Origin of the sequence: Microlunatus parietis (assembly GCF_013407955.1) — a bacterium.
GTDB classification, from domain to species: Bacteria; Actinomycetota; Actinomycetes; order Propionibacteriales; family Propionibacteriaceae; genus Microlunatus; species Microlunatus parietis.
In genome coordinates, this window is sequence record NZ_JACCBU010000001.1 from 5,783,204 (window position 1) to 5,808,875 (window position 25,672).

The following is a 25,672-nucleotide window of genomic DNA, read 5'->3' on the forward strand; positions in this document are numbered from 1 at the left end:
TAGATTGCTAGCATTTTAGCCATGGTCGCAGACAAGCCGAGCAAGGTTCAGTTCAACGTCTACCTACCGCCGGAGCTGGTCCGCCGGTTCAAGCACCAGGCCATCGACGAGGGCCGCAGTCTGTCCGCCGTGGTCGAGACGGCGCTCGAGGCCTACCTGACGACGAAGAAGGGACAGTGATGATCACCATGACGGAGCAGAGCAGCGTTGCCGTGCCGACCTTTGTCGCACAGGCCTTCCGGTTCTCCGACGAGCCCGCCGCGATGGCGCGGTTCCTCGAGGTGCTCGGGCTCGGTGTCCTGGTCAGCAAGGACACCGGCTGGTACGACCTGCGCGGCCGGAGTGGATCCGTGGCCCTGCACGCCTCGGGGGACCGCAGCGATTCCGGCGCGCCGGGCGGCCAGACCGGACTGGTCATGGTGGCCCCGGAGGCCAGGGCGGCCGCCGCGTATCTGGAGTCGCAGGGTCTCGAGACGTCGGTCTGGGACGAGGCCTTCGGCCTTCAGGCCACGGTCAGCACGCCCTTTGGCGGGAAGCTCTCGATCAACGAGGAGCAGACCGACTTCTACGGGTACGAGCGACACGAACCGCGGCCCGGGCCGGTCGACGTGGTCGTGGTCTTCTTCACCAACGACCTCGACGGCGCGGCCCGGTTCTTCGCCCGGTTCGGCTTCCAGCCCGACGAGGACGGTTCGGAGGGTCATCATCATCTTCGCAACGGTGACCGTGGGGTGATCCTCCTGCATCGAGCCCACACCGATGATCAGGAGGGTTCGGTCGGGCTGAGCCTCGAGACCGACGAGCCGCTGGAGGCGGTCGCCGGCCAGCTCACCGCGGCCGGCTACTCGGCGGAGCTGCTGGACGCCCCGCGCCGGATCACCGTGACCGACCCCGACGGCCAGCTGGTCGAGGTCTGGCCGTCCTCCTGATCACCAGGCGTAGCTGATCAACTCCGACAGCAGCTCGTCGGGGTCGACCGCCCATCCCTTGCCGGTGAACCAGTTCGCGACGTTGCGGCAGTCCCGGGCCAGGAACTCCATGCCCTGCGGATTGCCGACGATGTCGACGACCTGGGGGAGGTCGATGATCACGATGCGATCCTCCGTGGCCAGGATGTTGTACGGGGACAGGTCCCCGTGGGCCAGCTGACGTGAGGCGAGCACACGCATGGCGTCGGTGAGCTGCTGCCAGAAGACGGCGAGCAGGTCCCGGTCCGGCCTGGCCTGGGCCAGTCGTGGCGCCGGTCGGCCGTCCTCGGTGGTGATCAACTCCATCAGGATCTCGGTGCCGTCGAGCTGGATCGGGTACGGCACCGGGAGGCCGGCCGACCAGAGGTCGCAGAGGGTGCCCCATTCGGCGGCGGCCCACTGGCCGGCCTCCACGGTGCGGCCCCACTGACTGCCCTTGGCCATGGCCCGGCGGTCCCGGGTGTTCCTGATCTTGCGTCCCTCGACGTACCCGCTGTCCCGGTGGAACTGGCGGTGATCATGGGAACGGTAGCGCTTGGCGGCGTGGAGTTCGGCCCGGTCGTCGGTGGCCCGTTCGACCAGATGGACGTCGGCTTCCTTGCCGGTCTTGAGGATGCCCAGCTCGGTGTCGATCGCCATCTCGGTGATCACCCAGTCGGGCAGCGGTTCGGGCCCGGTGAGCACGCCCATCTCGTCGTAACGAGACCAGCGCTGGTTGTCGGGCAGATCAGGTTTGGCTTCGAAGGTGAAGTCGAAGCCGTAGTCCGTTGCGGACCTGGATTCGGTCATCGGTGCGTGCTCCTGTGCTGAGGGTGATGGTCACGAAGGCATGACCAAAGGAGGCGATGGACATGTCACGCCTCCTTCCTCAGGCACCGGGCGCTCCCGGCGCAGACGGGCACCAGCCGGATGATCGTGACCGATCCGCGCCTGGCCTGGCAAGTGATTTCTCGTGGTCGCGCTGAGCCGCAGTCGCCCCGATCGACTTCTTGACGCTCGCCGAAACCCTCTGTTACGGTGAAACCGGTTTCTCACTGGATCGTTTCAACGTCAACTGATCTTCATACAGAGGGGTATGAGATGGGCGGATTGAGTCAGCAGTTCTCGGGTTCTGCGGTGCCGCCGGCACGCCGGCTGTGGTTGCCGCTGCTGCTGTGCCTGGCACTGTCCCTGGTGGTCCTGCCGGGCGCACCGGCCCGCGCCGAGGAGGACGCGCTGCCCGCCTTCCCCGGTGCCGAAGGGCTCGGCGCCTTCGCCCAGGGCGGTCGCGGCGGCGAGGTGTACCACGTCACCAGCCGCGAACTGACCGGTCCGGGCACGTTCCACCACGCCCTCACCACAGCGGGCGACACCCCACGCACGATCGTCTTCGACATCGGCGGCGAGATCGAGATTCCGCAGATCATCGTGCGGAACAAGGCCAGGATCACCATCGCCGGGCAGACCGCGCCGGGCGACGGCGTGACGATCGCCGGCAACAACATCCGCTTCCTCAACAGCAGCGACATCGTCGTCCGGCACCTGCGCTTCCGGAACTCCGACCAGGCCGGCGACGACACGATGTACTTCGAGGACTGCCAGAACGTGATCATCGACCACTCGTCGTTCTCCTGGGGCGGCGACGAGGTGTTGTCGATCAAGAGCAAGGACTACGACAACCCCCGCTCGAAGAACATCTCCGTTCAGTGGTCGATCATCTCCGAGGGCCTGCTGACCCATTCGATGGGCGGGCTGGTGGAGATGAACACCATCTCGATGCACCACAACCTGTACGCCCACAACAACGACCGCAACCCCAAGACCAAGGGGCCGATGGACTTCGTGAACAACGTGGTCTACAACTGGGGCGGCTACGCCTACGTCGCCGGCGGCGAGTCTGGCACCAAGGGATACGGCAACGTCGTCGGCAACTACTTCATCGCCGGCGCCAACTCCACCGAGCCGCAGTTCGGGGTGTTCCGCGGCAACGAGAACTACCAGGTGTATCTGGCCGACAACCGGATCGACGGCAACCTCAACGACGTGCTGGACGGCCACGACCCTGGCGAAAAGATCATGGAGTCGGACCGGCCGAGCGTCGTCGTCGACGAGCGGTTCGCCTATCCGCCGGTGCACACGGAGTCGCCGGAGTCGGCGTACGAACACGTCCTGGACCATGCCGGCGCCTCGCTGCGGCGCGACGCCGTGGACCGCCGGGTGATCAGCAGCGTGCGGTTCCAGACCGGGGTGATCATCGACCAGGAGGGCGACGTCGGCGGCTTCCCGGAGTTGGCCGAGGGCACCGCGCCGGCGGACGCCGACCGGGACGGGATGCCCGACGGCTGGGAGACGGCCCGGGGGCTCGATCCGGACGATCCCGCCGACCGCAACGGCGACGACAACGGCAACGGGTACACGAATCTCGAGGAGTACCTGAACGAACTCGCCGCCCCGGGTTTCCCGGCCGGCTACCCGCTGACGCCGGTCGACTGGGACGGTGACCAGTTCGAGCCGCCGGTCGCGCCCAAGGAGGAGCCGGAACCGCTGGCGCCGCTGAACGGCGAGGTCGCCCGCAGCGTCGTCGTCAACGACGGCTCCGCCAACGGCGCCGAGAACGCGACCGATTGGTCGCTGGAGTCGAACCTGCAGGTCGGCGATGCCACGCACGGCGACCGCGGCTACCGCTTCACCGAACTCCCGGCGGACCTGCTGGGCGCGGAGTGGATCAGATCCGCGAACGACTCGCGCGGTGCTGCGAACGAGGATCTCGTGCGGTTCCACGTCGCCCGCGACACCGACGTCTACCTCGCGCACGACGCCCGCATCTCGCCGCGGCCGGCCTGGCTGACCTCTCAGTACGAAGACACCGGAACCGTGATCATCGACGACCAGCCGGTGACATACACGGTGTTCAAGCGCCACGTGACGGCGGGGACCCGGGTGGTGCTCGGCCCCAACGCCGGCGGGTCCACGATGAACTACATCGCCGCCTTCCGGCCGACCGCCGAGGACACGGAGGTTGCCGCGCCCGCGGCGGTGCACGGCGAGGTCACCGACGGCACCGCAAGTCTGCGCTGGGATCCGGTCGAGACCGCCACGGCCTACGTCGTGTACCGGACCTCGCTCGCGGACCCGTACCCGCGGTCGGTGGCGACCACGACCGAGCCGGAGTTCAACGACGCGAACCTGGCCGCCGGCATGCCGTACGGCTATCGGATCGCCGCGGTCAACTCCGGCGGCGAGTCGGCACCGTCGGAGCAGGTCGACCTCGCCCACTACGACGACAGCGCACCACCGCCCGGGCCCGGGACTCCCGAGGCGGAGGCGAGGAGCTACTCGGTGAGCCTGGACTGGGCCGAGGTCGACGGCGCCGTGGGCTATGCCGTCGAGCGGGCCGGCGCCGGCGGCGAGTTCGCCGTCGTCACGCGGACGACTCGCTCCCGGTTCACCGACACGGCGGTCCAGCCGAGCACGAGCTATCGCTACCGGGTGATCGCACTCGGGGCCGGCGGCGCGTCCGGACCGTCGGAAACGGTCGGCGCCACCACGAACCGGCCGCTGGAGCACCCGACGACACCGGCCACGCCGCGGGTGGAGGAGATCGACTTCTCCTCGGTCAGCCTGAAGTGGGACGAGGTCACCGACGCGCAGACCTACGAGGTGCAGCGGCTGGCCGACGGCGGAGGCGATTTCACGCCGATCGCGTCGGTGACGAAGGCCGAGTACGTGGCCGACGTCCCGACCTCGGCCACCGGCTACCGCTACCGGATCGTGGCGGAGAACGAGCGCGGCCGGTCCGAGCCGAGCGAGGCGGTCCAGGCCGCGGTGCCCCGGCCCGCCGTGCCCGAACGCCTCGTGGTCGGGCTGACCGGCGAGAGGTTCGTCGGCCTGATCTTCAAGCCGGGCGCGGGCAACCAGCGGCACGTGATCTACCGCAGCCGGGACGGCGAACCGGCCGAGAAGCTCGGCACCGCCGGGGTGTCCACGTTCTACGACCGCACCGCCGAGCCGGGGCAGCAGTACACCTACACGGTCCGGGCGGAGAACGCAGCCGGCGAGTCGGCGCCGTCGGACGAGGTCGTGGTACGGACCTACGCGGCCGGGCAGGCCGGGCAGGCGCAACCGTGGGCCGCCGACCGGTCCTACGGCCCGGGCGACCTGGTGCGCCACGACGACCGGACCTGGGTGGCGCACGAGGCGACCGACGGCGAGCAGCCGGGTCCCGACCGCGGGCCGTGGCTGGAGGCCGGCGAGTTCGTCACCGGCGCCCTCGGGCCGCAGCGCGCCTGGACGGCCAGCTGGCACTACACCGGGGGTGAGCTGGTCGCCCACGACGGCCACTGGTGGCAGGCGCAGGCCCGCAGCCGGAACCAGCCGCCGGGCGGCTCCGACGCCTGGCGGCGGGTGAGTTAGCCGGCGCCGCACCGGATCTGGCCAGGAACCGTTTTCTGACATTGTCCGAATTCTCCGGAACTCGAAGGCGAGAGAGTGATCATGAGCGAACCCATCAAGAACGTGTTGAGCCGACGGAACCTGCTGGTCCGGGGCGGTAGTGCCGCCCTGGTCACCGCAACCCTGAGCGGCTGCGGCTTCCTGTCCACCGAACCCGAACGGGACGGCGGCGACTCGAACGGCGGCGGCTCGGTCGACACGAGTGTCAAGGAGTCGCCGATGCTGGCCGAGCGGGTCGAGGCCGGGGACCTCGAACCGCTGGCGGAACGCCTGCCGAAGGAGCCGCTGGTCGTCGAGGTCGCCGAACTCGGCAGCTACGGCGGGACCTGGCGCTCGTTCACCCAGGGACCCGGCGACACCGCGGCCTTCCAGCGGATCGCCGGCTACGAACCGCTGCTCCGCAAGGACCCCATGGTGACGCAGAACCTGCCCGGTGTCGCGACCGCGGTCGAGGCCTCCGACGACGCCACCACGTTCACGATCCGGCTCCGGGAGGGGCTGCGCTGGTCGGACGGAGAGCCGCTCACCGCCGACGACCTGATGTTCGTGGTGCAGGACGTCGCCGGCAATCCGGACCTCAACCCGACCCCGCCCAAGTGGCTCAGCCAGGACGGGAAGCTGGCCCAGGCCGAGAAGGTCGACGACTACACGGTCAAGCTCACCTTCGCCCAGCCGAACGGCCTGTTCCTGGACCTGGCGACCCACTACATCGACCTGGTCGCGGCGCCGAAGCACTACGCGTCCCGCTTCCACCCCAAGTACAACGACAAGGCCGAGCAGGAGGCCAAGGACGCCGGCTTCGAGACCTGGACCGACTACTACGACGGGCAGGTGAACGAGTGGGAGAGCGTGGACTGTCCGGTGCTGAACGCGTGGAAGGTGACCACCCCGCTCGGTGAGGGCAACTCGGTCGAGCTGGAGCGCAACCCGTACTACTGGAAGACCGACCCGGAGGGTCGCCAGCTGCCCTACATCGACAAGCTCTCCTACGCCGTGGTGATGGACCCGGAGGTGATGGTCCTCAAGACCACGTCGGGCGAGGTCGACCTGATGTACCGGCACGTCAACGTGCCGGCGAACAAGCCCGTCTTCGCCAAGAGCCGGGAGGAATCCGGCTACCAGATCTCCGACCTCACGCCGACCTCGATGAACACGATGTGCGTCGCCCTCAACCTGGCGAACAAGAACAAGGACCACCGGGAGCTCTATCAGAACAAGGACTTCCGGATCGGTCTCTCGCACGCCATCGACCGGCAGGAGTTGATCACCGCGGTCTGGCAGCGGCAGGGCGAGCCCTGGCAGGCGGCACCGACGAAGAATTCGATCTACTACGACGAGGAGTTCGCCAAGCAGTACACCGAATTCGATGTCGACACGGCCAACGAGCATCTCGACAAGGCCGGGATCGCGGCGCGCGACGGCGACGGCTTCCGTACGCTGCCGAACGGCAAGAACCTGACGATCACGCTCGACGTGGCGCAGGCGATGTTCTCGGAGTGGTCCGCGGCGGCGGCCATCATCAAGAACATGTGGAAGGCCGTCGGGATCCGGCTCAATGTCAACGCGATCGACCGGACGCTCTTCTCGGAACGCGTCGGCAACGAGGCCAACGAGACCGACGCCTGCGTGTGGAGCGGCGACGGCGGCGCGGCGGTGGAGATCGTCGAACCGCGCTGGTACTTCCCGTTCAGCAGCCAGTCGTTCTGGGCGACGCCCTGGGCGGAGTACTTCGCCTCCGACGGTGCGTCCGGCGAGAAGCCGATCGACGCCGCGCTGCAGCAGATGGAGCTCTACTGGCAGCTGGAGAAGACGCCGGACCAGAAGGCGCGGGAAGACCTCTACCGGCAGATCATCGCCATCGCCAAGGAACAGTTCTGGGTGATCGGGATCGCCTCGGCGCCGGCTCCGTACGTCGTGATCAACAACCGGCTGAAGAACGTGCAGACCCCGATCCCGGACACGCCCGTCTACTACACGCCGGCGCACGCCAACCCGCCGACGTGGTTCATCCAGGAGTGATCAGCTGATGGGACGCTACGTCCTGCGTCGGTTGTTGATCATGATCCCGACGCTGTTCGCCATCTCGGTCGCCTCGTTCATCATCATCCAGCTGCCGCCGGGCGACTACGTGTCGACCTTGATCGCCCAGTACGCCGCTCAGGGTGATCAACTCGACCAGGCCAGGATCGCCGCCCTGGAGCAGCGCTACGGCGTGAACCAGCCCGTCTACGTCCAGTACTGGAAATGGATCACCAACATCGTGCTGCACCAGGACTTCGGGCAGTCGTTCGCCTGGAAGAAGCCGGTGTCGGAGCTGCTCGCCGACCGGCTGCCGCTGACCATCGGCCTGTCGGTGGCCACCCTGGTGTTCATCTGGGTGGTGGCGTTCCCGATCGGGGTGTATTCCGCGCTGCGGCAGTACAGCGTCGGCGACTATGTCGTCACCATGATCGGGTTCATCGGTCTCGCGACGCCGAACTTCCTGATCGCCCTGGTGCTGATGTACCTCGGCATGACCTACTTCGGCACCGGCGCCGGCGGCCTGCTGTCCCCGGAGTGGCAGGGCGCGGCCTGGAACCTCGGCAAGGTGCTGGACCTGCTCGGGCACCTCTGGGTGCCGTTGATCGTGTGGGGCACGGCGGGCACCGCGGGCATGATCAGGATCCTGCGGGCCAACCTGCTGGACGAGGTCCGAAAGCCGTACGTCGTGGCCGCCCGGGCCCGCGGCGTGTCCGAGGTGAAGCTGACCCTGAAGTATCCGCTGCGGGTCGCCCTGAACCCGTTCTTCTCCACCATCGGCTGGGTGCTGGCCGGCTTGATCAGCGCCGACGCGATCGTCTCCCAGGTGCTGAACCTGGACACGACCGGACCGCTGCTGCTCGGGGCGCTGCGGTCGCAGGACATGTATCTGGCCGGGTCGATCGTGTTGATCGGCGCGACCCTGACCGTGATCGGCACGCTGATCTCGGACCTGCTGCTGGGCTGGCTGGACCCCCGGGTCCGGCTGGCGCGGCGTTGAGGGGGACTGGACGATGACTCAGGCACTGCCCGATCAGCGGGCCGCGGAGCCGGCCGAAGTCGATCTTGCCGAGATCGCCGAGCCGGAGGTCGCGGTCGCCTCCCAGTGGAAGCTGATGTGGTGGTCGTTCAAGCGGCACCGGCTGGCCGTGATCGGCGCGATCATCACGCTCGGGTTCTATCTGGTGGTCCTGTTCGCCGGCTTCCTGGCCCCGTACTCCAGCGATTTCTACAGCGCCGACCACGCCTACGCACCGCCGCAACCGATCCACTTCGTCGACAACGGCGAGTGGGGGATGTACGTCCACCCGGTGACCGGGGAGCAGGACCCCGACACCCTGGAGCTCACCTGGCGGGCGGACGAGACCGCCAAGACCGAGATCGGGCTGTTCGTCCAGGGCGAGGAGTACCAGCTCTTCGGCTTCATCCCCGGCGACCGGCACCTGATCGGACCGCAGGACCCGAACGAGACGCAGCCGGTCTATCTGCTCGGTGCCGACAAGAACGGCCACGACATCCTGTCCCGGATGATCCACGGGACCGTCGTGTCGATGACCATCGGGTTGGTCGGGATCGCCATCAGCCTGGTGATCTCGATCCTCCTCGGCGGCCTGTCCGGCCTGCTCGGCGGCGCGGTCGACACGGTGATCCAACGCGTGATCGAATTCCTGATGTCGCTGCCGGCGATTCCGTTGTGGATGGCGCTCGCCGCTGCCGTACCTCCTGACTGGGGACCGTTGCAGCGCTACTTCGCCATCGTGGTGATCTTGTCCATGATCGGCTGGACCGGGCTGGCCCGCGAGGTCCGGGGCAAGTTCATGGCGCTGCGCGAGGAGGAGTACATCAGCGCCGCGACCATGGACGGCGCCAGCCGGGGCCGGTTGATCTTCCGCCACATGCTGCCCCAGTTCGCCAGTCACATCATCGCCGGACTGTCGCTGTCGATCCCGGGAATGATCTTGGCCGAGACCTCGCTGTCCTGGTTGGGTCTCGGCCTGCAGCCCCCGGTGGTCAGCTGGGGCGTCCTGCTGCAGGAGGCCCAGAACGTCCGGGTGATCACCACCTCGCCGTGGATCATGATCCCGGGCATCGCGGTCGTGGTCGCCGTACTGGCCCTCAACTTCTTCGGCGACGGTCTGCGCGACGCGGCCGACCCGTACAGCTGAAACGGAAGAGAAGGACTCATGGAGCGCGCAAACGAGCCGGTCCTGCGCATCGCCGGGATGAAGACCCACTTCTTCACCAGAGAAGGCGTGGTGAAGGCCGTCGACGGTGTCGATCTCGCAGTACCGCGAGGCAAGACCGTGTGCGTCGTCGGCGAGTCCGGGTGCGGCAAGTCGATCACGGCCCGCTCGATCATGCGACTGATCGAGCGACCCGGCCGGATCATCGACGGTTCGATCGAGTGGCGGCCGGACCCGGGCTCCGACACCATGATCGACATCACGAAGCTGGGCCGCAAGGACCCGCGGCTGAGGACCGTCCGCGGCGGGGACATCGGGATGATCTTCCAGGAGCCGATGGCGTCGCTGTCACCGATGTACACCATCGGCGACCAGCTCACCGAGGCGATCCGGATCCACCGCAAGCTCGGCAAGGCCGAGGCGCGGGACCACGCCATCGACATGCTGCGCAAGGTGGGCATTCCGCAGCCGGAGTACCGGATCGACAGTTTCCCGTTCCAGCTGTCCGGCGGGATGTGCCAGCGCGCGATGATCGCGATCGCGCTGTCCTGCTCGCCGAAGCTGCTCATCGCCGACGAGCCGACCACCGCGCTGGACGTCACGACCCAGGCTCGCATCCTGGATCTGCTCGCCGGGCTGCAGGCCGACAGCGGCATGTCGATGTTGTTCATCACCCACGACATGGGCGTGGTGGCCGAGATCGCCGACGAGGTGACCGTCATGTATCTCGGCCGGGTCGCCGAGCACGGCACGGTCGACCAGATCTTCGGCGACCCGAAGCATCCGTACACCAGGGCTCTGCTGGAGTCGATCCCGACGATGCGGGCCGGCCGACGTCGGCAGGCTCTGTCCGCGATCCGGGGGATGATCCCGCACCCGCAGAACCGACCGGCCGGCTGCCCGTTCAACAATCGCTGTGATCACGCCATCAAGGGCGTCTGCGACCAGAGCCTGCCGGCGCTGGCCGACTTCGGCGGGGGCCACGTCGCCTACTGCCACCTGTACGACCGCGACGGCGCCGCCGGGCAGCCGGGCGAGCCGACCCGCCGCGTCGTCGAGCTGGAGACCCCGGCCGTGCCGCGGCGCGCCGGCCAGGCCGAGGCAGTGCCCGGCCGGGTGCAGGTGGTCGAGCCCGCGCCGGGCCCCGACGGCGGGACGGCCGGTCCGCCGCCGGAGGAGGTGCCGGCTCCGCTGATGCAGGTGCGCGACCTGAAGAAGTACTTCCCGGTCAGGAGCGGGGCCTTCCGCCGGGCCAAGGGCGAGGTCCGTGCCGTCGACGGTGTCAGCCTGGCGATCCGGCCCGGCGAGACGCTCGGCCTGGTCGGGGAGTCGGGCTGCGGCAAGTCCACCCTGGGCCGGACGATCGCGCGGATCCTGGAGCCCACCTCGGGCAGCATCGAGTACCGGCGGCGGGACGGCTCGGCAGTCGACGTGAGCACGCTGGGCGGGGCGGGTCTGGTGAAGTACCGGACGGACGTCCGGGTGATCTTCCAGGACCCGTTTTCCTCACTGAACCCGCGGATGACCCTCGAGCAGCTGGTCGGCGAACCGCTCCGCAACAGCGGGCTCGCCACGGGCTCCGAGCTCCGGGACCGGGTCGCCGAGATCTTGAAGGTGGTCGGCCTGCGCCCGGAGTATCTGAAGCGCTACCCGCACGCCTTCTCCGGCGGCGAGCGACAACGCATCAACATCGCGCGGGCCCTGGTCACCAACCCGCGGATGGTGATCGCCGACGAGGCCGTCTCCGCCCTCGACGTCTCGGTACGGGCCCAGATCCTGAACCTGCTCGGCGAGTTGCAGGACGCCTACGACCTGACCTACCTGTTCATCAGCCACGACCTGTCCGTGGTCGAGCACATCTCGGACCGGGTCGCCGTGATGTATCTCGGCAAGATCGCCGAACGGGCCGGGACCGACGAGCTGTACCGGGCGCCGCAGCACCCCTACACCGAGGCGCTGCTGCACGCGGTCCCGATCCCCGACCCGGCCCAGCGCGGCTCGCGCCACGGCTACACGATCGCCGACGACCTGCCCGACCCGGCCGACCCGCCGCCGGGCTGCCCGTTCCATACGAGGTGCCGCTACGTGAACGACGGCTGTACGAGTCGGCTGCCGGAACTCCGGCCGATCACCGGGGCGGGGCACCTGGCCGCCTGCCACTACAGCGAAGAGCTCGAACTGTCCGGCCTGTAGTCGGTCACCGGTCGGTCACCGGTCCGGCGCGGCCGTCGACGATCCGGCGGCGGCCGCTGTCTGGTCGTTGCAGACGAGCTCCCAGACGTGCCCGTCGGGATCGCTGACGTAGCCCATGTAGCCGCCGTCGGACTCCCCGGCCGGACCGGGGATCGAGCCGCCCGCGCGTTCGGCACCGGCCAGGGTCTGGTCCACCTCGGCCCGGGTGCCGATCGCGCAGGAGAACATGCAGGCGCCCGGGGCCGGGGTGGCGCTCGCCGCCGGGCCGACCCGGTCGGCATAGGTCGCGTACTCCCGCACATCCATCAGGAACAGCGAGAGGTTCGGCAGTTCGATGACGATCATGCCGCCGTCGATGTCGGACGTCTCGACCCCCAGACCCTCGCGATAGAAGCGAAGCGTGCGGTCGAGGTCGGTGACCGGGAGGGCGACGATGACGGTCGCGGGCTTCACGAGGACGCCCTCGTCGCCCCGAGACCCCACTGCTCGGCGTAATGATCATGGAGCTGCTGCCAGTCGTACGCGTTCGCGTCGGAGCCGACCACCCGGCCGACCGGATGATCATCGGTGGTCACGGTGAGCACGGCCAGGCAGACGTGCCAGCCACCTGCCAGCGCGGGAGCAAGATCACGGTCGCCGAAGCGCTGCTCGAGCGTGAGCACGCAGCCGGCGTCGCTCGGGGTCAGCGTCCAGCGCATCGTGTGATCACCCCAGCGATGGATCAACTCGCGCGGCGGGTCGACCTCCAGCACCTCGACGTCCACCCAGTCGTCGCCCGGATTCTCCCGGGCCTGGGCGGCACCGCGTTCGGCGAGCGACCGGTCCGGGACGATCGGCGACCATTGGGCCAGCCGGTCCGGCTCGGTCAGCCACGGCCAGACCTGTTCGGCCTTGCGCGGCAGTGATCTGGTCATCGTCAACACCCAGGTGCCGGCGTCCTCGGTGAGCGTCGCGGCCTCGAAGCCCGCCGCGGCGATCGCGTCCATGATCAATTCATTCGGCATCGTCCTTCTCCTGTTCGAGTAGTTCGGTCAGCCGGTTGAGGCCCCGCGACCACCGGCGGTAATAGGGCGTGATCCAGGCGATCACGTCGGGCAGCGGGCGGTCGTTGAGTCGGTAGACCCGACGCGGGCCGTCGACGCGCACCGTCACCACGCCGGCGTCCCGGAGCACCCGGAGGTGCTTCGAGGTGAGCGACTGGGACAGCGCCAGGCGCTCGACCAGCGAGCCGACGTCGGACTCTCCGTCGGCCAGCGCATCCAGGACGCGGCGGCGGTTCGGGTCCGCCAGCACCGTGAAACCGTCCATGGCCCAGGACATTACTCGCCGTTCATATGAATAGCAAGGGATATGAAACCTCGGGACGGCACGGACCACCCGCGGACTGGCGATAAGGTGCACGGGTGGTACGGCGCCGTACCCCGCTGCTCCCCAGAAAGTCGAAGAAAGGCCAGCACCGACGTGATCACTCGCATGACGGAGTTGTTCGTCCGGACCCTGCGCGAGGACCCGGCGGACGCCGAGGTGCCCAGCCACCGCTGGCTGGTCCGGGCCGGCTACATCCGGCGGACCGCCCCGGGCATCTACTCCTGGCTGCCGCTCGGCTACCGGGTGCTGCGGAAGGTCGAGGCCATCGTCCGCGAGGAGATGGACGCGATGGGGGCGCAGGAGGTGCACCTGCCGGCGCTGCTGCCGCGCGAGCCGTACGAGGCGACGAACCGGTGGACCGAGTACGGCCCGAACCTGTTCCGGCTGAAGGACCGGCGCGGCAACGACATGCTGCTCGGCCCGACCCACGAGGAGATCTTCGCCCTGGTGGTGAAGGACCTCTGCTCCTCCTACAAGGATCTGCCGCTGTCGCTCTACCAGATCCAGACGAAGTACCGCGACGAGGCGCGGCCGCGGGCCGGTATCCTGCGCGGGCGCGAGTTCGTGATGAAGGACTCGTACTCTTTCGATCTTGACGACAGCGGGCTGCAGAAGTCCTACGACGCGCACCGCGACGCGTACATCAAGATCTTCAACCGGCTCGGCCTGCAGTACGAGATCGTCTCCGCCATGTCCGGCGCGATGGGCGGCTCGGCCAGCGAGGAGTTCCTCGGCATCGCGGAGAACGGCGAGGACACGTTCGTCCGCTCGCCCGGCGGTTATGCCGCCAATGTCGAGGCGGTCCGGATCCCGCCCGCCGAACCGCTCCCGTACGACGACCTACCCGCCGCCCACGTCGAGGACACCCCGGACACGCCGACCATCGAGACGCTGGTGGCGGTGGCCAACGAGCGGGTGCCGCGGCCGGACCGGCCCTGGCAGGCGAGCGACACCCTGAAGAACGTCGTCCTGATGATCACCGAGCCCGACGGCAAGACTCGCTATCCCTTGGTGATCGGGATTCCCGGCGATCGCGAGGTGGACGCCAAGCGGCTGGAGGCGCAGCTGGAGCCGGCCGCCGCGGAGCCGTTCGGCGAGGCCGACTTCGCCGCCCACCCGGGTCTGGTCAAGGGCTACATCGGCCCCGGCGCGCTGGGCGAGCAGTCGGCGACCAAGATCAAATACCTGGTCGACCCGCGGGTCGGGGTCGGCACCCGCTGGGTGACCGGCGCCGACCAGCCGGGCAAGCACGTTTTTGATCTTGTCTGCGGCCGCGACTTCACCCCGGACGGGACGATCGACGTCGCCGACATCCGGGAGGGCGACCCGTCGCCGGACTGCTCCGGGCCGCTGCACCTGGCCCGCGGGATCGAGCTCGGTCACATCTTCCAGCTGGGCAAGAAATACGCCGAGGCGCTCGGCCTGCAGGTCCTTGATCAGAACGGCAAGCTGACCACGGTCACCATGGGTTCGTACGGCATCGGCGTGTCCCGCGCCGTCGCCGCGGTGGCCGAGAACACCAGCGACGAGAAGGGTCTGGCCTGGCCGCCCGAGATCGCGCCGTACCGGGTGCACATCGTGGCCGCCGGCAAGGGCACCGAGATCGCCGAGTACGCCCACGAGCTGGCCACCCGGCTGGACGAGGCGGGCATCGAGGTGCTGCTGGACGACCGGAACGTCAGCCCCGGCGTGAAGTTCGCGGACTCCGAGATCCTCGGCATGCCGACGATCGTGGTGGTTGGCCGCGGCCTGGCCGACGGCCTGATCGAGGTCCGGGACCGCCGGACCGGTGAGCGCTCCGACATCGCGGTCGCGGATGCGCTTCCTCATCTGCTCGCCCTCATCCGTGAGGGCAGCGCCGCGGATCTCCTCGTCTAGTTCTGGGAGTGATGCTCCACGACGGCCTCCAGCTGTCCCTGCTCGGGGTCGCACTGTTGATCTTGGTCGCGTTCGCGGCCGGCTGGGTCGACTCGGTGGTCGGCGGCGGCGGGCTGCTGCAGCTGCCGGCGCTGCTGATCGGCCTGCCGGACAGCCAGCCGGCGGCGATCCTCGGCACCAACAAGCTGTCCAGCGTCTGGGGCACGGCGGTCGCCTCGATCACGTACGCGATCAAGGTCAGACCGGACTGGCGGACGATCATCCCGCTGGTGATCACGTCGGGTCTCGGCGCGGCCGGCGGTGCGATGGTGGCGCAGTACCTGCCGAAGTCGATCTTCACCCCGATCGTCCTGATCGCGCTGATCGGCGTCGGGATCTTCACCTGGCGCCGGCCCAAGCTCGGCATGATCAGCGAACGCAAGCACGCCGGCAGCCACCACTACGGCCGGGCCGCGGCGATCGGGCTCGGCATCGGCTGCTACGACGGGCTGATCGGCCCGGGCACCGGCGCGTTCTTCGTGATCTTGCTGGTCAGTGTGCTCGGCTACGGCTTCCTGGAGGCCAGCGCCAAGGCCCGGATCGCCAACCTGACCACCAATCTCGGCGCGATCATCGTCTTCGGCGTGCACGGCCAGCTGATCTGGCAGCTCGGCCTGGCGATGGGCGCGGCCAACCTGATCGGCGGGCTGCTCGGTGCCCGGATGGCGATCCGCGGCGGCAACGAGTTCGTCCGCCGGGTCTTCCTGATCGTCGTCCTCGCCCTGATCCTCAAGCTCGGCTACGACACGGTGATGCAGTTCGTCGGCCCCCGGTGATCACGACGGCCGGGCAGCCTCGAACCGTGGCACCAGGTCCGGCAGGCCGAAGGCGGTGACGCCGGCGATGCCGTCGGTCCGGACGTCCAGCACGGCGATGCCGAACGGCTGCCCGCGGTAGGCGGCGATCACGGCCGGCTGGCCGTTCGCGACGATCGGCCGCATCTTCCATTCGCCGGGGTTTCCGACGGCGGCGGCGAAGACCTGGGAGCAGCTCGCCTTGCCGGCGAACCAGTCCCGGCCCGGCGGCAGTTGCAGGGTCGCGTCGGTGCGCAGCACCGTGATCAGCCGCTGGACGTCGGCGTTCTCGAACGCGCCGACGTACGCGTCGACCAGGCGCCGGGCCTCGGGGCGGCTCGGTTCCAGCACGTCCTCCGGCTCCGGTGCCACCGCGGCCAGCCGCGCCCGCGCCCGTTGCAGCGAGCTCTTCACGGCGGCGGTCGACAGGTCGAGCATCCGGGCCACCTCGGCGGCGCTGAACGCGAGCACGTCGCGCAGCAGCAGCACCGCCCGCTGGGTCGGCGGCAGGGTCTGCAGGCCGGCGATCACGGCCAGCCGGAGGTCCTGCCGGTCGTCGGCGATCGGCTGGATCCAGGTCTCCGGCGGCAGTACGGGTCCCGGCTCGTCGACCCGGTCGGCCGGCGCGCCGATCCCGGCCGGCAGCGCCCGCCGGCCGCGGTCGCGGACCGAGTTCAGACACACGTTGGTGGCGATCCGGTGCAGCCAGGTCCGGACCGAGGCCCGTTCCTCGAACGTCGCCCACGCCCGCCAGCCCCGCAGGAAGGTCTCCTGGACGGCGTCCTCGGCCTCGTCCCAGGAGCCGAGCATCCGGTAGCAGTGGACCAGCACCTCGCGCCGCAACGGCGCCGCCGCGTCCTCGAATCCGGTCATCCCACCTGCCTGGTCAACGTCGATCGCAGCCATCGTCCCGCCTTCCCGACCGCCTCGTCGGCCACCCGGGTCCGGCCGGCCGCCATCTGGAACGTGTGCAACTGGCCGCCGTACTCCTCCAGGCGCACCTCCACGCCGGCTTCCAGCAGCCGACGGGCCAGCCGGCGGCTGTCGCCGAGCCCGGCCTCCGCGGCGCCGACCTGGAGATAGACCGGCGGCAGGTCGCGGAGATCGGCGTGGATCGGAGCGGCCAGCGGGTGGTGCGGGTCGGTGCCGGCCAGGTAGCCGGCGCCGAGCTGCCGGACCAGGTCGCGGGTGAAGAACGGATCGGAGCCGGTGTCGTAGGTGTCGCCGGTGGCCTCCAGATCGACCCAGGCCGAGATCAGCATCACCCCGGCCGGTGCCGGCAGTCCCTCGTCCCGCACCCGGAGCGCGAGCGCCATCGCGAGCCCGGCGCCGCAGGAGTCGCCGGTGACCGCGACCCGGGTCGCGCCCCGGTCGAGCAGCCGGCGGTACGCCGCCGTGACCGTGTCGAGCTGGCTCGGGAACACGTGCTCCGGCACCAGCCCGTACTCGACGGCGAAGGTGGCGGTGCCGGTGGCCTCGGCCAGCCGGCCGAACAGCCGCCGGTGGGTGTGCGTCGAGCCGCCGATGAAACCGCCGCCGTGGATCGCCAGCACCGCGGCGCCGGGCAGCGGGTCCGGCGGGCGCAGCCAGCGGCCGGCCGGGTCGGTGGTGAGCTCGGTCTCGATGCTGTCCGGGTCGGCGCCGAGGTCCTCCCAGACGGGTTCCTGGCCGGCGGCCAACGCAGTCCAGTGGGCACGGTTGGGGTCTTCGGTCGTGATCGTCATGGGGATATGAACCCCGGCCGGACCGGAAAGGAATCGGTCAGGGCTCCACGTAGCCGGGCCAGCTGAGCAGTGGTCCGCCCCAACCGACCGCGGAAACCGTCGTCGCGCGGAGTGTCGCGACGGCCAGCTCGCGCTCCTCCCCGGACTCGGCGGCGGCGACCCACTGGCCGCAGAACGGCAGCAGCGCGGTCTCCATCGTCATGATCAACTTCGTGGCCGACGCCGGGTCGGTCGGTCGCACCGGGACGTCGTACGCGGGGGCGGCGGGCGGGACGTCGGCGGAGGCCTCGACCAGGTCGGCGATCAGTCGGTCGCGCAGGCCGCGGTGCTCCCGGAGCGCGGTCGCGGCGCGTTCGAAACGGTCCTCGGCCAGGTGCCCGATCGCCATCTGATAGCCGTACGTGACCGCGTGCAGCTGGTCGACCATGGCGCGCCGGGCCTGCTCCGGCTCGACCGGCTCGACCGGGCGGTGCGGCCCCGGCTTCGGCGCCTTGGCCGGGCCGGCACCCTTCGTGGAGCCGCCCTGCTGCCGGACCGCCTGGCCGTACCCGTCGGCCGCGGCCGCGAGCGACGCCCAGAACAGCGCGGTCACCGACTCCGCGGTGACGGCCCGCTCGGCATGAGCACCGGCGGCGGCGGCCTCGGCGGCGGCGAACTCCTTGAGGTCGGCCGGCAGGGCGGCCTTGGTCGGCTTCGGGGTCGGCCGCGGGCTGCCGCCGGAGGTCGGCCGGCCGGTCGGCTCCGGCGCCGCGAGGGCCGCCAGGTGGAGTTGGTGGCCGCCCGCGGCGGCGGTCAGGATCGCCGTGAGCGGGCGGCCGAGGTCGTCGCCGCCGGACGTCAGCAGCGACCGGGCCTGCAGGCTGAGCTGCTCCTCGAGCCTGGCCGCGGCGGCGCCGCCGGCGAAGACCGGCGGCTGGGTCGGGCTCGGCTCCGGTGTCGTGGTCGGCCCGACCGGCGCCTTGGCGTCACACCCGATCAGGGTCCCGCCGAGGGCGCCGAACCCGGCCAGCAGCACGACGCGCCGGGGCAGCGGTGGGTTCATCGGGTTGGTCCCCTGCGTCAGAAACTACGGGTGTCATGGAACAATGCCTGGTCCGCGAAAAACTGCGGCCCGCAGATGAGGCACCTCAACATATCAATCGAACGGAGCTGGGGGATGAAGGACGTCCACATCGAGCAGTTGCTGACCCCCGTGCTCGCGGAACACGGTCTGGAACTCGAGGCCGTCGAGATCGTACCCGCCGGCAAGCGGCGGCTGCTCCGGCTGGTGGTCGACGGAGACGGGCCCGAGGGGACCGGTCCGCTGCTCGACGACATCGCCGAGGCGACGAAGGCGGTCTCGGCCGCCCTCGACGCCGACGACACGGCGGGCGCGGGACCGTACACGCTGGAAGTCACGTCGCGGGGCGTCTCCCGCCCGCTCACCCTGCCCCGGCACTGGCGGCGCAACACGGGCCGGCTGGTCCGGGTGAACACCGCCGACGGCACCGAAATCACCGGTCGAATCGCCGAAGTGGGCGATGATCAGGTGCTGCTGACGACAGAATCGGAACAGACTTCGGTACGTTTTGGCGATATCGGTAAGGCGCTGGTTCAGGTCGAGCTGAATCGTGCCGAGGAGGACTGACGTGGACATCGACATATCCGTACTGCGGTTGCTGGAGCGGGAGAAGGACATCCCGTTCGACATTCTGGTCGCCGCGATCGAGGAAGCCCTGCTGTCCGCGTACGACAAGACCGACGGTGCCGTCCCCGGCGCGCGCGTCGAACTGAATCGCAAGACCGGGCACGTCAACGTGATGGTGCCCGAGTTCGACGACGACGGCGCCAAGATCGGTGAGTACGACAGCACGCCGGAGGGCTTCGGCCGGGTCGCCGCGTCGACCGCGCGCCAGGTGATCATGCAGCGGCTGCGCGACGCCGAGGACGAGCAGAAGTACGGCCACTTCTCCGGCGTCGAGGGCGACATCGTGTCCGGCGTGGTCCAGCAGGGCAGCGACACCCGGACCGTGCTGGTCGACCTCGGCAAGATCGAGGCGATCATGCCGCTGGCCGAGCAGGTCCCCGGTGAGTCGTACACCCACGGCACCCGGCTCCGGGTCTACGTGGTCTCGGTCCGCAAGGAGGTCCGCGGGCCGCAAGTCGTGGTGTCGCGGACCCATCCCGGCCTGGTCGAGAAGCTGTTCCGGATGGAGGTGCCGGAGATCGCCGACGGGACCGTCGAGATCAAGGCGGTCGCCCGCGAGGCCGGCCACCGGAGCAAGATCGCGGTGGTCAGCAACAACCCCGAGGTCAGCGCGAAGGGCGCCTGCATCGGCCCGATGGGGCAGCGGGTGCGCGCCGTGATGCACGAGCTGAACGAGGAGAAGATCGACATCATCGACTACTCCCCGGACCCGGCGAAGTTCGTCGGCCATGCCCTGTCGCCGGCCAAGGTCACCTCGGTCACCGTGGTCGACGAGACCCAGCGCGCCGCCCGGGTCGTCGTGCCGGACTACCAGCTGTCGCTGGCGATCGGCCGGGAAGGGCAGAACGCCCGGCTCGCCGCCCGGCTGACCGGCTGGCGGATCGACATCCGCTCCGACACCGAGCCGGTCAAGGACCAGGCTTGACCCCAGCGGACCGACCGCTGCTGATCCTGCTCGCCGGCCGCCCCGGCACCGGGAAGACCACCCTGGCGACCAGGCTGGCCCGCGAGCTCGACGCCGGGTACGTCCGCGTCGACGCGATCGAGACCGTCCTGCTGCGGACCGGCACCGTCGAGCCGCCGGTCGGCCCGGTCGGCTACACGCTCGCGCACGAGATCGCCCTCGGCATGCTCCGGCTCGGCCGGCCGGTCGTCGTCGACGCCGTGAACCCGGTCGCCGAGGCACGGGCCGGCTGGCTGAGTCTGGCCGAGGTGTCCCGCCCTGTCTTCCTGGAGACCGTCGTCCACGACGAGAGCGAGCACCGTCGCCGGGTCAGCGGCCGCCGGCCCGACCTCGCCGGCCAGACCGTACCGACGTGGGCCGAGGTCCAGGCCGGCGGCTACGAGCCGTGGGACGAGACCCGCGACGGCCCGCGCCACCTGATCGACACCACCGACATGGACGAGGCCGCGGCCGCGGCGCTCGCCGTGGTCCGCGCTACGGTGACGCGGTGAGCGACCCGGTCCGGACCTGCATCGGCTGCCGTCGGCGTACCGACAAGAAGGCGCTGCTGCGGGTCGTCTGGTCCGGCGGCCGAGTGATCGTCGACGAGCGACAGGTCGCCCCGGGTCGCGGGGCCTATCTGCATCCGGATCCGAAGTGCCTGGCGCAGGCGACGAAGAAGCGCGCGTTCGGCCGGGCGCTCCGGACCGAGGGGATCGGCGCCGACCAGCTGGCCGGCCTCACCCTCCCGACCGACTGACCCGGGGTGCCGCGCCGAGCGGCACCCGCTTAGGCAGATGCGTACGCTTGGGCATAGAGTTAGTGCTCGGCCGTACGGCCAGCTATCACCTGCCTGCCCGAGACCGGGCGGGCAACCAGCCGAAGCGTGGGCCCCGAGGCACGTCGTGCACCGGGACACCCGCGTCGAACAGAAGGTGGGCTAACGCTCATGACCACTCGATGAGTACACCTCAATGAGCATGCACGACAACTAGCTGGTCCGCGCCTGGCCCAAGGTCCGGACCGAACGAGGAGAGTAGTGGCTAAGGTCCGGGTCTACGAGCTCGCAAAGGAGCTCGGAGTCGAAAGTAAGGTCGTCCTCAGCACCCTGAAGGACATGGGGGAGTTCGTCCGGTCGGCATCGTCGACCGTCGAGGCCCCAGTCGTCCGTCGGCTGACGGAGCGACTGGCGAGCGAACAGCCCGCCAAGAAGGCATCCAAGAAGGCTCCCGCCAAGAAGGCGCCCGCGAGCCCGTCCAAGGAAGAGGCAGTGACGGCCAAGCCTGCCGTGCCGGAGGCGCCTGTCGAGGCGACTCCCGCGCCTGTCGCCCCGCCCGTCGAGGCGGAGAAGAAACCAGAACCTGTTGCGGAGGCCCCGGCACCCCGTGCGGAGACCCCTCGTGCGGAGACCCCTCGGGCGGAGGCTCCACGCCCGGAGTCCGCGCGGGCGGAGACGCCGCCGGCGGAGACTCCGGCACCGGCCCGGCCGACGCCGCGTCCCGCACCGGCTCGACCGGAGAACCGTACGGACAGTCGTCCGGACACGCGGTCGGACAGCCGCCCGGACACACGTCCGGACACGCGGTCCGACGGCGCACCCCGGGACAGCCGTCCGCGGCCGACCCCGCGTCCGGCTCCGGGTCGTGCACCCGGCCGGCAGGAGGGTCGCGGCGACGGTCCGCGTTCCGATCAGCCGCGCCCCGGCGGTCAGCCGCGGGCGCCGCGGCCCGGGTCGACCGGCGGTCTGCCGGGCGGTTCCCGGCCTCGCCCGGGCGGCGCTCCGCGGCCCGGTAACAATCCGTTCTCGTCGTCCCAGGGCATGGGGCAGCCGCGCGCTCCGCGGCCCGGCCAGGAAGGCGGCGGCCGCCCCGGCGGTCCGCGTCCGCAGTCCGGCCGGCCCGGCGGTCCGGCTCCGGCCGGCCGTCCCGGCGGTGGCGGCGGCGTCCCCGGCATCCCGCGGCCGAACCCCGCGATGATGCCCAAGCAGTCGTCCGGGCAGCTCGGCAGCGCGCCGGCTCGTGGCCGTGGCGGCCCGGGTGGTCCGGGCGGTGGCGGCGGCGGTCGCGGCCGTGGCGGTGCTCCGGGTCGCGGTCCGGGCGGCGGTCCCGGTGGTGGCGGCGGCGCTCCGGGCGGTCCGCCCGCCGGGCGTGGCGGTCGCGGTGGTCGTGGCGGGACCCAGGGTGCCTTCGGGCGTCCGGGCGGTCCGGCCCGGCGTGGCCGCAAGTCGCGCAAGCAACGCAAGCAAGAGTTCAACGAGATGGAGGCCCCGTCGCTCGGCGGCATCCGGGTCCGGCAGGGCGACGGTGAGAAGGTCCGCCTCGCCCGCGGCGCCTCGCTGACCGACCTGGCCGAGAAGATCGGCGCCGATCCGGCAGCCCTGGTGCAGGCGCTGTTCCACCTCGGTGAGATGGTCACGGCCACCCAGTCGGTGCCGGACGAGACGCTGCAGGTGCTGGGCTCGGAGCTCAATTACGAGATCGAGGTCGTCTCGCCCGAGGACGAGGACCGCGAGCTGCTGGAGAGCTTCGACATCGAGTTCGGCGAGGACACCGGCGGCGAGGAGGAACTGGTGGCCCGGCCGCCGGTCGTCACCGTCATGGGTCACGTCGACCACGGCAAGACGAAGCTGCTGGACGCGTTGCGCAAGACCAACGTGGTCGCCGGCGAGGCCGGTGGCATCACCCAGAAGATCGGCGCCTACCAGGTGTCGACCGAGGTCGATGATCAGGAACGCAAGATCACCTTCATCGACACCCCGGGCCACGAGGCGTTCACCGCCATGCGGGCCCGTGGCGCCAAGTCGACCGACATCGCCGTACTGGTGGTGGCGGCCGACGACGGTGTGATGCCGCAGACGATCGAGGCCCTGAACATCGCCAGGGCGGCCGAGGTGCCGGTCGTGGTCGCGGTGAACAAGATCGACAAGCCGGGGGCGGATCCGTCCAAGGTGCGCGGTCAGCTCACCGAGTACGGCCTGGTGCCGGAGGAGTACGGCGGCGACACGATGTTCGTCAACGTCTCCGCGATCACCCGGGACGGCCTGGACGACCTGCTCGAGGCCATCGTGCTGACCGCCGACGCGGCGCTCGACCTGCGTGCCAACGACTCGATGGATTCGCAGGGCATCTCGATCGAAGGTCATCTGGAGACCGGCCGCGGCCCGATCGCCACCGTCCTGGTGCAGCGCGGAACGCTCCGGGTCGGCGACTCGATCGTCGCCGGACCGGCCCACGGCCGCGTCCGCGCCATGATCAACGACGCCGGCGAGTCGGTGAAGGAGGCGCCGCCGTCGATGCCGGTCCAGGTGCTCGGCCTGACCGCGGTGCCCGGTGCCGGCGACTCGTTCCTGGTGGTGTCCGACGACCGTACGGCACGGCAGATCGCCGACCGCCGGTCCGCCCGGCTGCGTGCCGCGGCGCAGGCCGCCGGTGCCCGCCGGAAGACCCTGGACCAGCTGTTCGAGCAGTTGGAGAAGGGCGAGAAGCAGGAACTGAAGCTGATCTTGAAGGGCGACGGTTCCGGCTCGGTCGAGGCCCTGGAAGAGGCGCTGTCCAAGATCGACGTGGGCGACGAGGTCGCACTGCAGGTGATCGATCGCGGTGTCGGTGGCATCACCGAGACCAACGTCAACCTGGCGGCCGCGTTCGACGCGGTGATCATCGGCTTCAACGTCCGGGCCCAGGGCAAGGCGTCCGAGCTGGCCGACCGGCTCGGCGTCGACGTCCGCTACTACTCGGTGATCTACGCCGCGATCGACGAGATCGAGGCGGCACTGAAGGGCATGCTGAAGCCGGTCTACGAAGAGGCCCAGCTCGGCCAGGCCGAGATCCGGAACATCTTCCGGTCCTCCCGGGCCGGCGTCATCGCGGGCTGCATGATCACCAACGGGCTGGTCCGGCGCAACGCGTCGGCCCGCCTGATCCGCGACGGCGTGGTGCTGACCGAGACCACCATCTCCTCGCTCCGGCGGGAGAAGGACGACGTCACCGAGGTGCGGGAAGGCTTCGAATGCGGCCTCACCCTCGCCAACTACTCCGACATCCGGGTCGGTGACGTGGTGGAGACGTTCGAGATGCGGGAGAAGGAGCGGGTGTGAGCTCGCCGCGGGTGCTGAAGCTGGCCGACCAGATCAAGGTGATCGTCGCGGAGATGCTGGAGCGGCGGGTCAAGGATCCGCGGCTCGGCTTCATCACCGTGACCGACGTCCGGTTGACCGGCGACAGCCGCGAGGCGTCCGTCTTCTACACCGTGCTGGGCAGTGACGAGGATCGAGCCGGGACGGCGGCCGCGCTGCGGTCGGCGACCGGCCTGATCCGGTCCCAGGTCGGCAAGCAGCTCGGCCTGCGGTTCGCCCCGACGCTGGCGTTCTTCGAGGACGCGGTGCCGGAGACCGCCCGGCAGATCGACGATCTGCTGGCCCAGGCCAAGGCCGGCGACGCCGAGGTGGCGGAGCGGGCCGCCGGAGCCAGCTACGCCGTCGACCCGGATCCGTACAAGCGTGCCGATGACGAGACCGAAGACGAGGACTGACGCCGGCGGCGCCTCCGGGACCACCGGCTCGGGCTTGGTGATCATCGACAAGCCCGGCGGGCTGACCTCGCACCAGGTGGTCGCGCGGGTGCGCCGGCTGGCCGGCACTCGCCGGGTCGGCCATGCCGGGACGCTCGACCCGATGGCCACCGGTGTGCTGGTGATCGGGATCAACCGGGCCACCCGGCTGCTCGGCCACCTGACCGCGACGATCAAGCGCTACACGGCGACGATCCGACTCGGTGTCAGTACGGTGACCGACGACTCCGACGGCGAGGTGGTCGGCCGGCTCGGCGCCGCCGACGTCGCGCCGGACCGGATCGCCGCCGCGATGGCCCGGCTCACCGGCGACATCCGGCAGGTGCCGAGCGCGGTGTCCGCGATCAAGATCAACGGCGTCCGCTCCTACACCCGGGTCCGGGAGGGCCAGTCGGTCGAACTCTCCGCGCGACCGGTCCGGGTCTCGGAGTTCGCGCTGCTGGAACGACGCGACGGCCACGACGTCACCGGCATCGCCGTGGTCGACCTGGACGTGGCGGTGGAGTGCACCGCCGGCACCTACATCCGGGCCCTGGCGCGCGATCTCGGAGCCGCCCTCGGCACCGGGGGACACCTGACCGCGCTGCGCCGGACCGCCGTCGGCTCGTTCACCGAGGACCGGGCGCAGACCCTGGAGTCGGCCGAGGCGGACGGGCTGCGGCTGATCGGGATCGATCGGGTTGCGGCCGAACAGTTCCCGACGCGTACGCTGGACGCCGGCCAGGCGGATGCGGTCCGGCACGGTCGTCGGCTGACCGGACTCTCGTTGCCCGCCGACCCGACCGCGGTGTTCGCCGAGGACGGCCGTTTCCTGGCCCTCTATCGGCCGTCCGGTCCGGACGCCGTGGCCGATGCCGTTTTCGTCGACTGACAGGA

Annotated in this window: 23 protein-coding genes; 16 read left to right on the forward strand and 7 right to left on the reverse strand. The window is 70.1% G+C overall.

From position 1 onward, the window contains the following. The first annotated feature begins 21 nt into the window (after nucleotides 1-21). Both BKA15_RS27915 and BKA15_RS27920 read left to right on the forward strand, forming a co-directional pair. The gene (locus tag BKA15_RS27915) at nucleotides 22-180 is read left to right on the forward strand and encodes a ribbon-helix-helix domain-containing protein (RefSeq protein ID WP_179756515.1); all 159 of its coding nucleotides are present in this window, start codon (nucleotides 22-24) and stop codon (nucleotides 178-180) included. Continuing rightward, nucleotides 180-929, forward strand: a complete 750-nt coding sequence (locus tag BKA15_RS27920) for a VOC family protein (RefSeq protein WP_179756517.1) — start codon at nucleotides 180-182, stop codon at nucleotides 927-929. Before BKA15_RS27915 ends, BKA15_RS27920 begins: the two co-directional genes overlap by 1 nt. Here the strand turns inward: BKA15_RS27920 and BKA15_RS27925 are convergent, their stop codons facing one another. Beyond that, complete coding sequence (locus BKA15_RS27925; RefSeq protein WP_179756519.1) at nucleotides 930-1,757, reverse strand: serine protein kinase RIO; 828 nt, start codon at nucleotides 1,755-1,757, stop codon at nucleotides 930-932. Nucleotides 1,758-2,048: 291 nt separating this feature from the next. Between BKA15_RS27925 and BKA15_RS27930 the strand changes: the two genes are divergently transcribed. The 5 genes from BKA15_RS27930 to BKA15_RS27950 all read left to right on the forward strand — a co-directional run bounded on the left by BKA15_RS27930 (nucleotide 2,049) and on the right by BKA15_RS27950 (nucleotide 11,794). Then, nucleotides 2,049-5,360: a pectinesterase gene (locus BKA15_RS27930; RefSeq protein WP_179756521.1), complete on the forward strand. Its 3,312-nt coding sequence runs from the start codon at nucleotides 2,049-2,051 to the stop codon at nucleotides 5,358-5,360. Between the two features lie 81 nt (nucleotides 5,361-5,441). Next, nucleotides 5,442-7,418, forward strand: a complete 1,977-nt coding sequence (locus BKA15_RS27935; RefSeq protein WP_179756523.1) for an ABC transporter substrate-binding protein — start codon at nucleotides 5,442-5,444, stop codon at nucleotides 7,416-7,418. A gap of 7 nt (nucleotides 7,419-7,425) precedes the next feature. Continuing rightward, nucleotides 7,426-8,418, forward strand: coding sequence for an ABC transporter permease (locus tag BKA15_RS27940; protein WP_179756525.1), 993 nt, complete (start codon nucleotides 7,426-7,428; stop codon nucleotides 8,416-8,418). A gap of 13 nt (nucleotides 8,419-8,431) precedes the next feature. Then, a complete protein-coding gene (locus BKA15_RS27945) occupies nucleotides 8,432-9,583 on the forward strand; it encodes an ABC transporter permease (protein WP_179756527.1) in 1,152 nt (383 codons plus the stop codon). An 18-nt stretch (nucleotides 9,584-9,601) separates the two neighbouring features. Then, on the forward strand, nucleotides 9,602-11,794 hold the full coding sequence (locus tag BKA15_RS27950) for an ABC transporter ATP-binding protein (protein WP_179756529.1): 2,193 nt from the start codon (nucleotides 9,602-9,604) through the stop codon (nucleotides 11,792-11,794). Between the two features lie 15 nt (nucleotides 11,795-11,809). On the opposite strand, the gene BKA15_RS27955 is transcribed toward BKA15_RS27950, so the two are convergent. The 3 genes from BKA15_RS27955 to BKA15_RS27965 are packed head-to-tail and all read right to left on the reverse strand — an operon-like array spanning nucleotide 11,810 to nucleotide 13,102. Next, entirely contained in the window at nucleotides 11,810-12,247 is a 438-nt protein-coding gene (locus BKA15_RS27955) for a VOC family protein (RefSeq protein WP_179756531.1), read from the reverse strand. After that, the gene (locus BKA15_RS27960) at nucleotides 12,244-12,798 is read right to left on the reverse strand and encodes an SRPBCC domain-containing protein (protein WP_218871607.1); all 555 of its coding nucleotides are present in this window, start codon (nucleotides 12,796-12,798) and stop codon (nucleotides 12,244-12,246) included. The genes BKA15_RS27955 and BKA15_RS27960 overlap by 4 nt, the downstream gene beginning before the upstream one ends. Continuing rightward, nucleotides 12,788-13,102, reverse strand: a complete 315-nt coding sequence (locus BKA15_RS27965; protein WP_179756533.1) for an ArsR/SmtB family transcription factor — start codon at nucleotides 13,100-13,102, stop codon at nucleotides 12,788-12,790. Before BKA15_RS27965 ends, BKA15_RS27960 begins: the two co-directional genes overlap by 11 nt. A gap of 165 nt (nucleotides 13,103-13,267) precedes the next feature. Here BKA15_RS27965 and BKA15_RS27970 point away from each other — a divergent pair, with 165 nt between their 5' ends. Further along, nucleotides 13,268-15,040 (forward strand): proline--tRNA ligase, encoded by a 1,773-nt coding sequence (locus BKA15_RS27970; protein ID WP_179756535.1) that lies wholly within the window; start codon nucleotides 13,268-13,270, stop codon nucleotides 15,038-15,040. An 11-nt stretch (nucleotides 15,041-15,051) separates the two neighbouring features. Continuing rightward, nucleotides 15,052-15,855, forward strand: coding sequence for a sulfite exporter TauE/SafE family protein (locus BKA15_RS27975; RefSeq protein ID WP_179758749.1), 804 nt, complete (start codon nucleotides 15,052-15,054; stop codon nucleotides 15,853-15,855). Here BKA15_RS27975 and BKA15_RS27980 read toward each other — a convergent pair whose 3' ends face one another. Genes BKA15_RS27980 through BKA15_RS27990 form a run of 3 tightly spaced genes read right to left on the reverse strand, consistent with a single transcriptional unit; the run spans nucleotide 15,856 to nucleotide 18,639 of the window. Then, nucleotides 15,856-16,746: an RNA polymerase subunit sigma-70 gene (locus BKA15_RS27980; RefSeq protein WP_246322439.1), complete on the reverse strand. Its 891-nt coding sequence runs from the start codon at nucleotides 16,744-16,746 to the stop codon at nucleotides 15,856-15,858. Next, nucleotides 16,743-17,597, reverse strand: a complete 855-nt coding sequence (locus tag BKA15_RS27985; protein WP_179756539.1) for an alpha/beta hydrolase — start codon at nucleotides 17,595-17,597, stop codon at nucleotides 16,743-16,745. Before BKA15_RS27985 ends, BKA15_RS27980 begins: the two co-directional genes overlap by 4 nt. 37 nt (nucleotides 17,598-17,634) lie before the next feature. Next, complete coding sequence (locus BKA15_RS27990; protein ID WP_179756541.1) at nucleotides 17,635-18,639, reverse strand: ferritin-like domain-containing protein; 1,005 nt, start codon at nucleotides 18,637-18,639, stop codon at nucleotides 17,635-17,637. 114 nt (nucleotides 18,640-18,753) lie between these two features. Here BKA15_RS27990 and rimP point away from each other — a divergent pair, with 114 nt between their 5' ends. The 7 genes from rimP to truB all read left to right on the forward strand — a co-directional run bounded on the left by rimP (nucleotide 18,754) and on the right by truB (nucleotide 25,667). Further along, the gene (gene rimP, locus BKA15_RS27995) at nucleotides 18,754-19,224 is read left to right on the forward strand and encodes a ribosome maturation factor RimP (protein ID WP_179758750.1); all 471 of its coding nucleotides are present in this window, start codon (nucleotides 18,754-18,756) and stop codon (nucleotides 19,222-19,224) included. A 1-nt stretch (nucleotide 19,225) separates the two neighbouring features. Beyond that, nucleotides 19,226-20,209, forward strand: a complete 984-nt coding sequence (gene nusA, locus BKA15_RS28000) for a transcription termination factor NusA (protein WP_179756543.1) — start codon at nucleotides 19,226-19,228, stop codon at nucleotides 20,207-20,209. Further along, nucleotides 20,206-20,739, forward strand: a complete 534-nt coding sequence (locus BKA15_RS35945) for a P-loop nucleotide/nucleoside kinase family protein (protein WP_246322440.1) — start codon at nucleotides 20,206-20,208, stop codon at nucleotides 20,737-20,739. The genes nusA and BKA15_RS35945 overlap by 4 nt, the downstream gene beginning before the upstream one ends. Then, the gene (locus BKA15_RS35950; RefSeq protein ID WP_179756545.1) at nucleotides 20,736-20,987 is read left to right on the forward strand and encodes a YlxR family protein; all 252 of its coding nucleotides are present in this window, start codon (nucleotides 20,736-20,738) and stop codon (nucleotides 20,985-20,987) included. The genes BKA15_RS35945 and BKA15_RS35950 overlap by 4 nt, the downstream gene beginning before the upstream one ends. A gap of 279 nt (nucleotides 20,988-21,266) precedes the next feature. Next, nucleotides 21,267-24,323: a translation initiation factor IF-2 gene (gene infB, locus BKA15_RS28015; RefSeq protein ID WP_179756547.1), complete on the forward strand. Its 3,057-nt coding sequence runs from the start codon at nucleotides 21,267-21,269 to the stop codon at nucleotides 24,321-24,323. Beyond that, a complete protein-coding gene (gene rbfA / locus BKA15_RS28020) occupies nucleotides 24,320-24,757 on the forward strand; it encodes a 30S ribosome-binding factor RbfA (protein WP_179756549.1) in 438 nt (145 codons plus the stop codon). Before infB ends, rbfA begins: the two co-directional genes overlap by 4 nt. Further along, nucleotides 24,732-25,667: a tRNA pseudouridine(55) synthase TruB gene (gene truB, locus BKA15_RS28025; RefSeq protein WP_179756551.1), complete on the forward strand. Its 936-nt coding sequence runs from the start codon at nucleotides 24,732-24,734 to the stop codon at nucleotides 25,665-25,667. Before rbfA ends, truB begins: the two co-directional genes overlap by 26 nt. The last annotated feature ends 5 nt before the right edge of the window (nucleotides 25,668-25,672 follow it).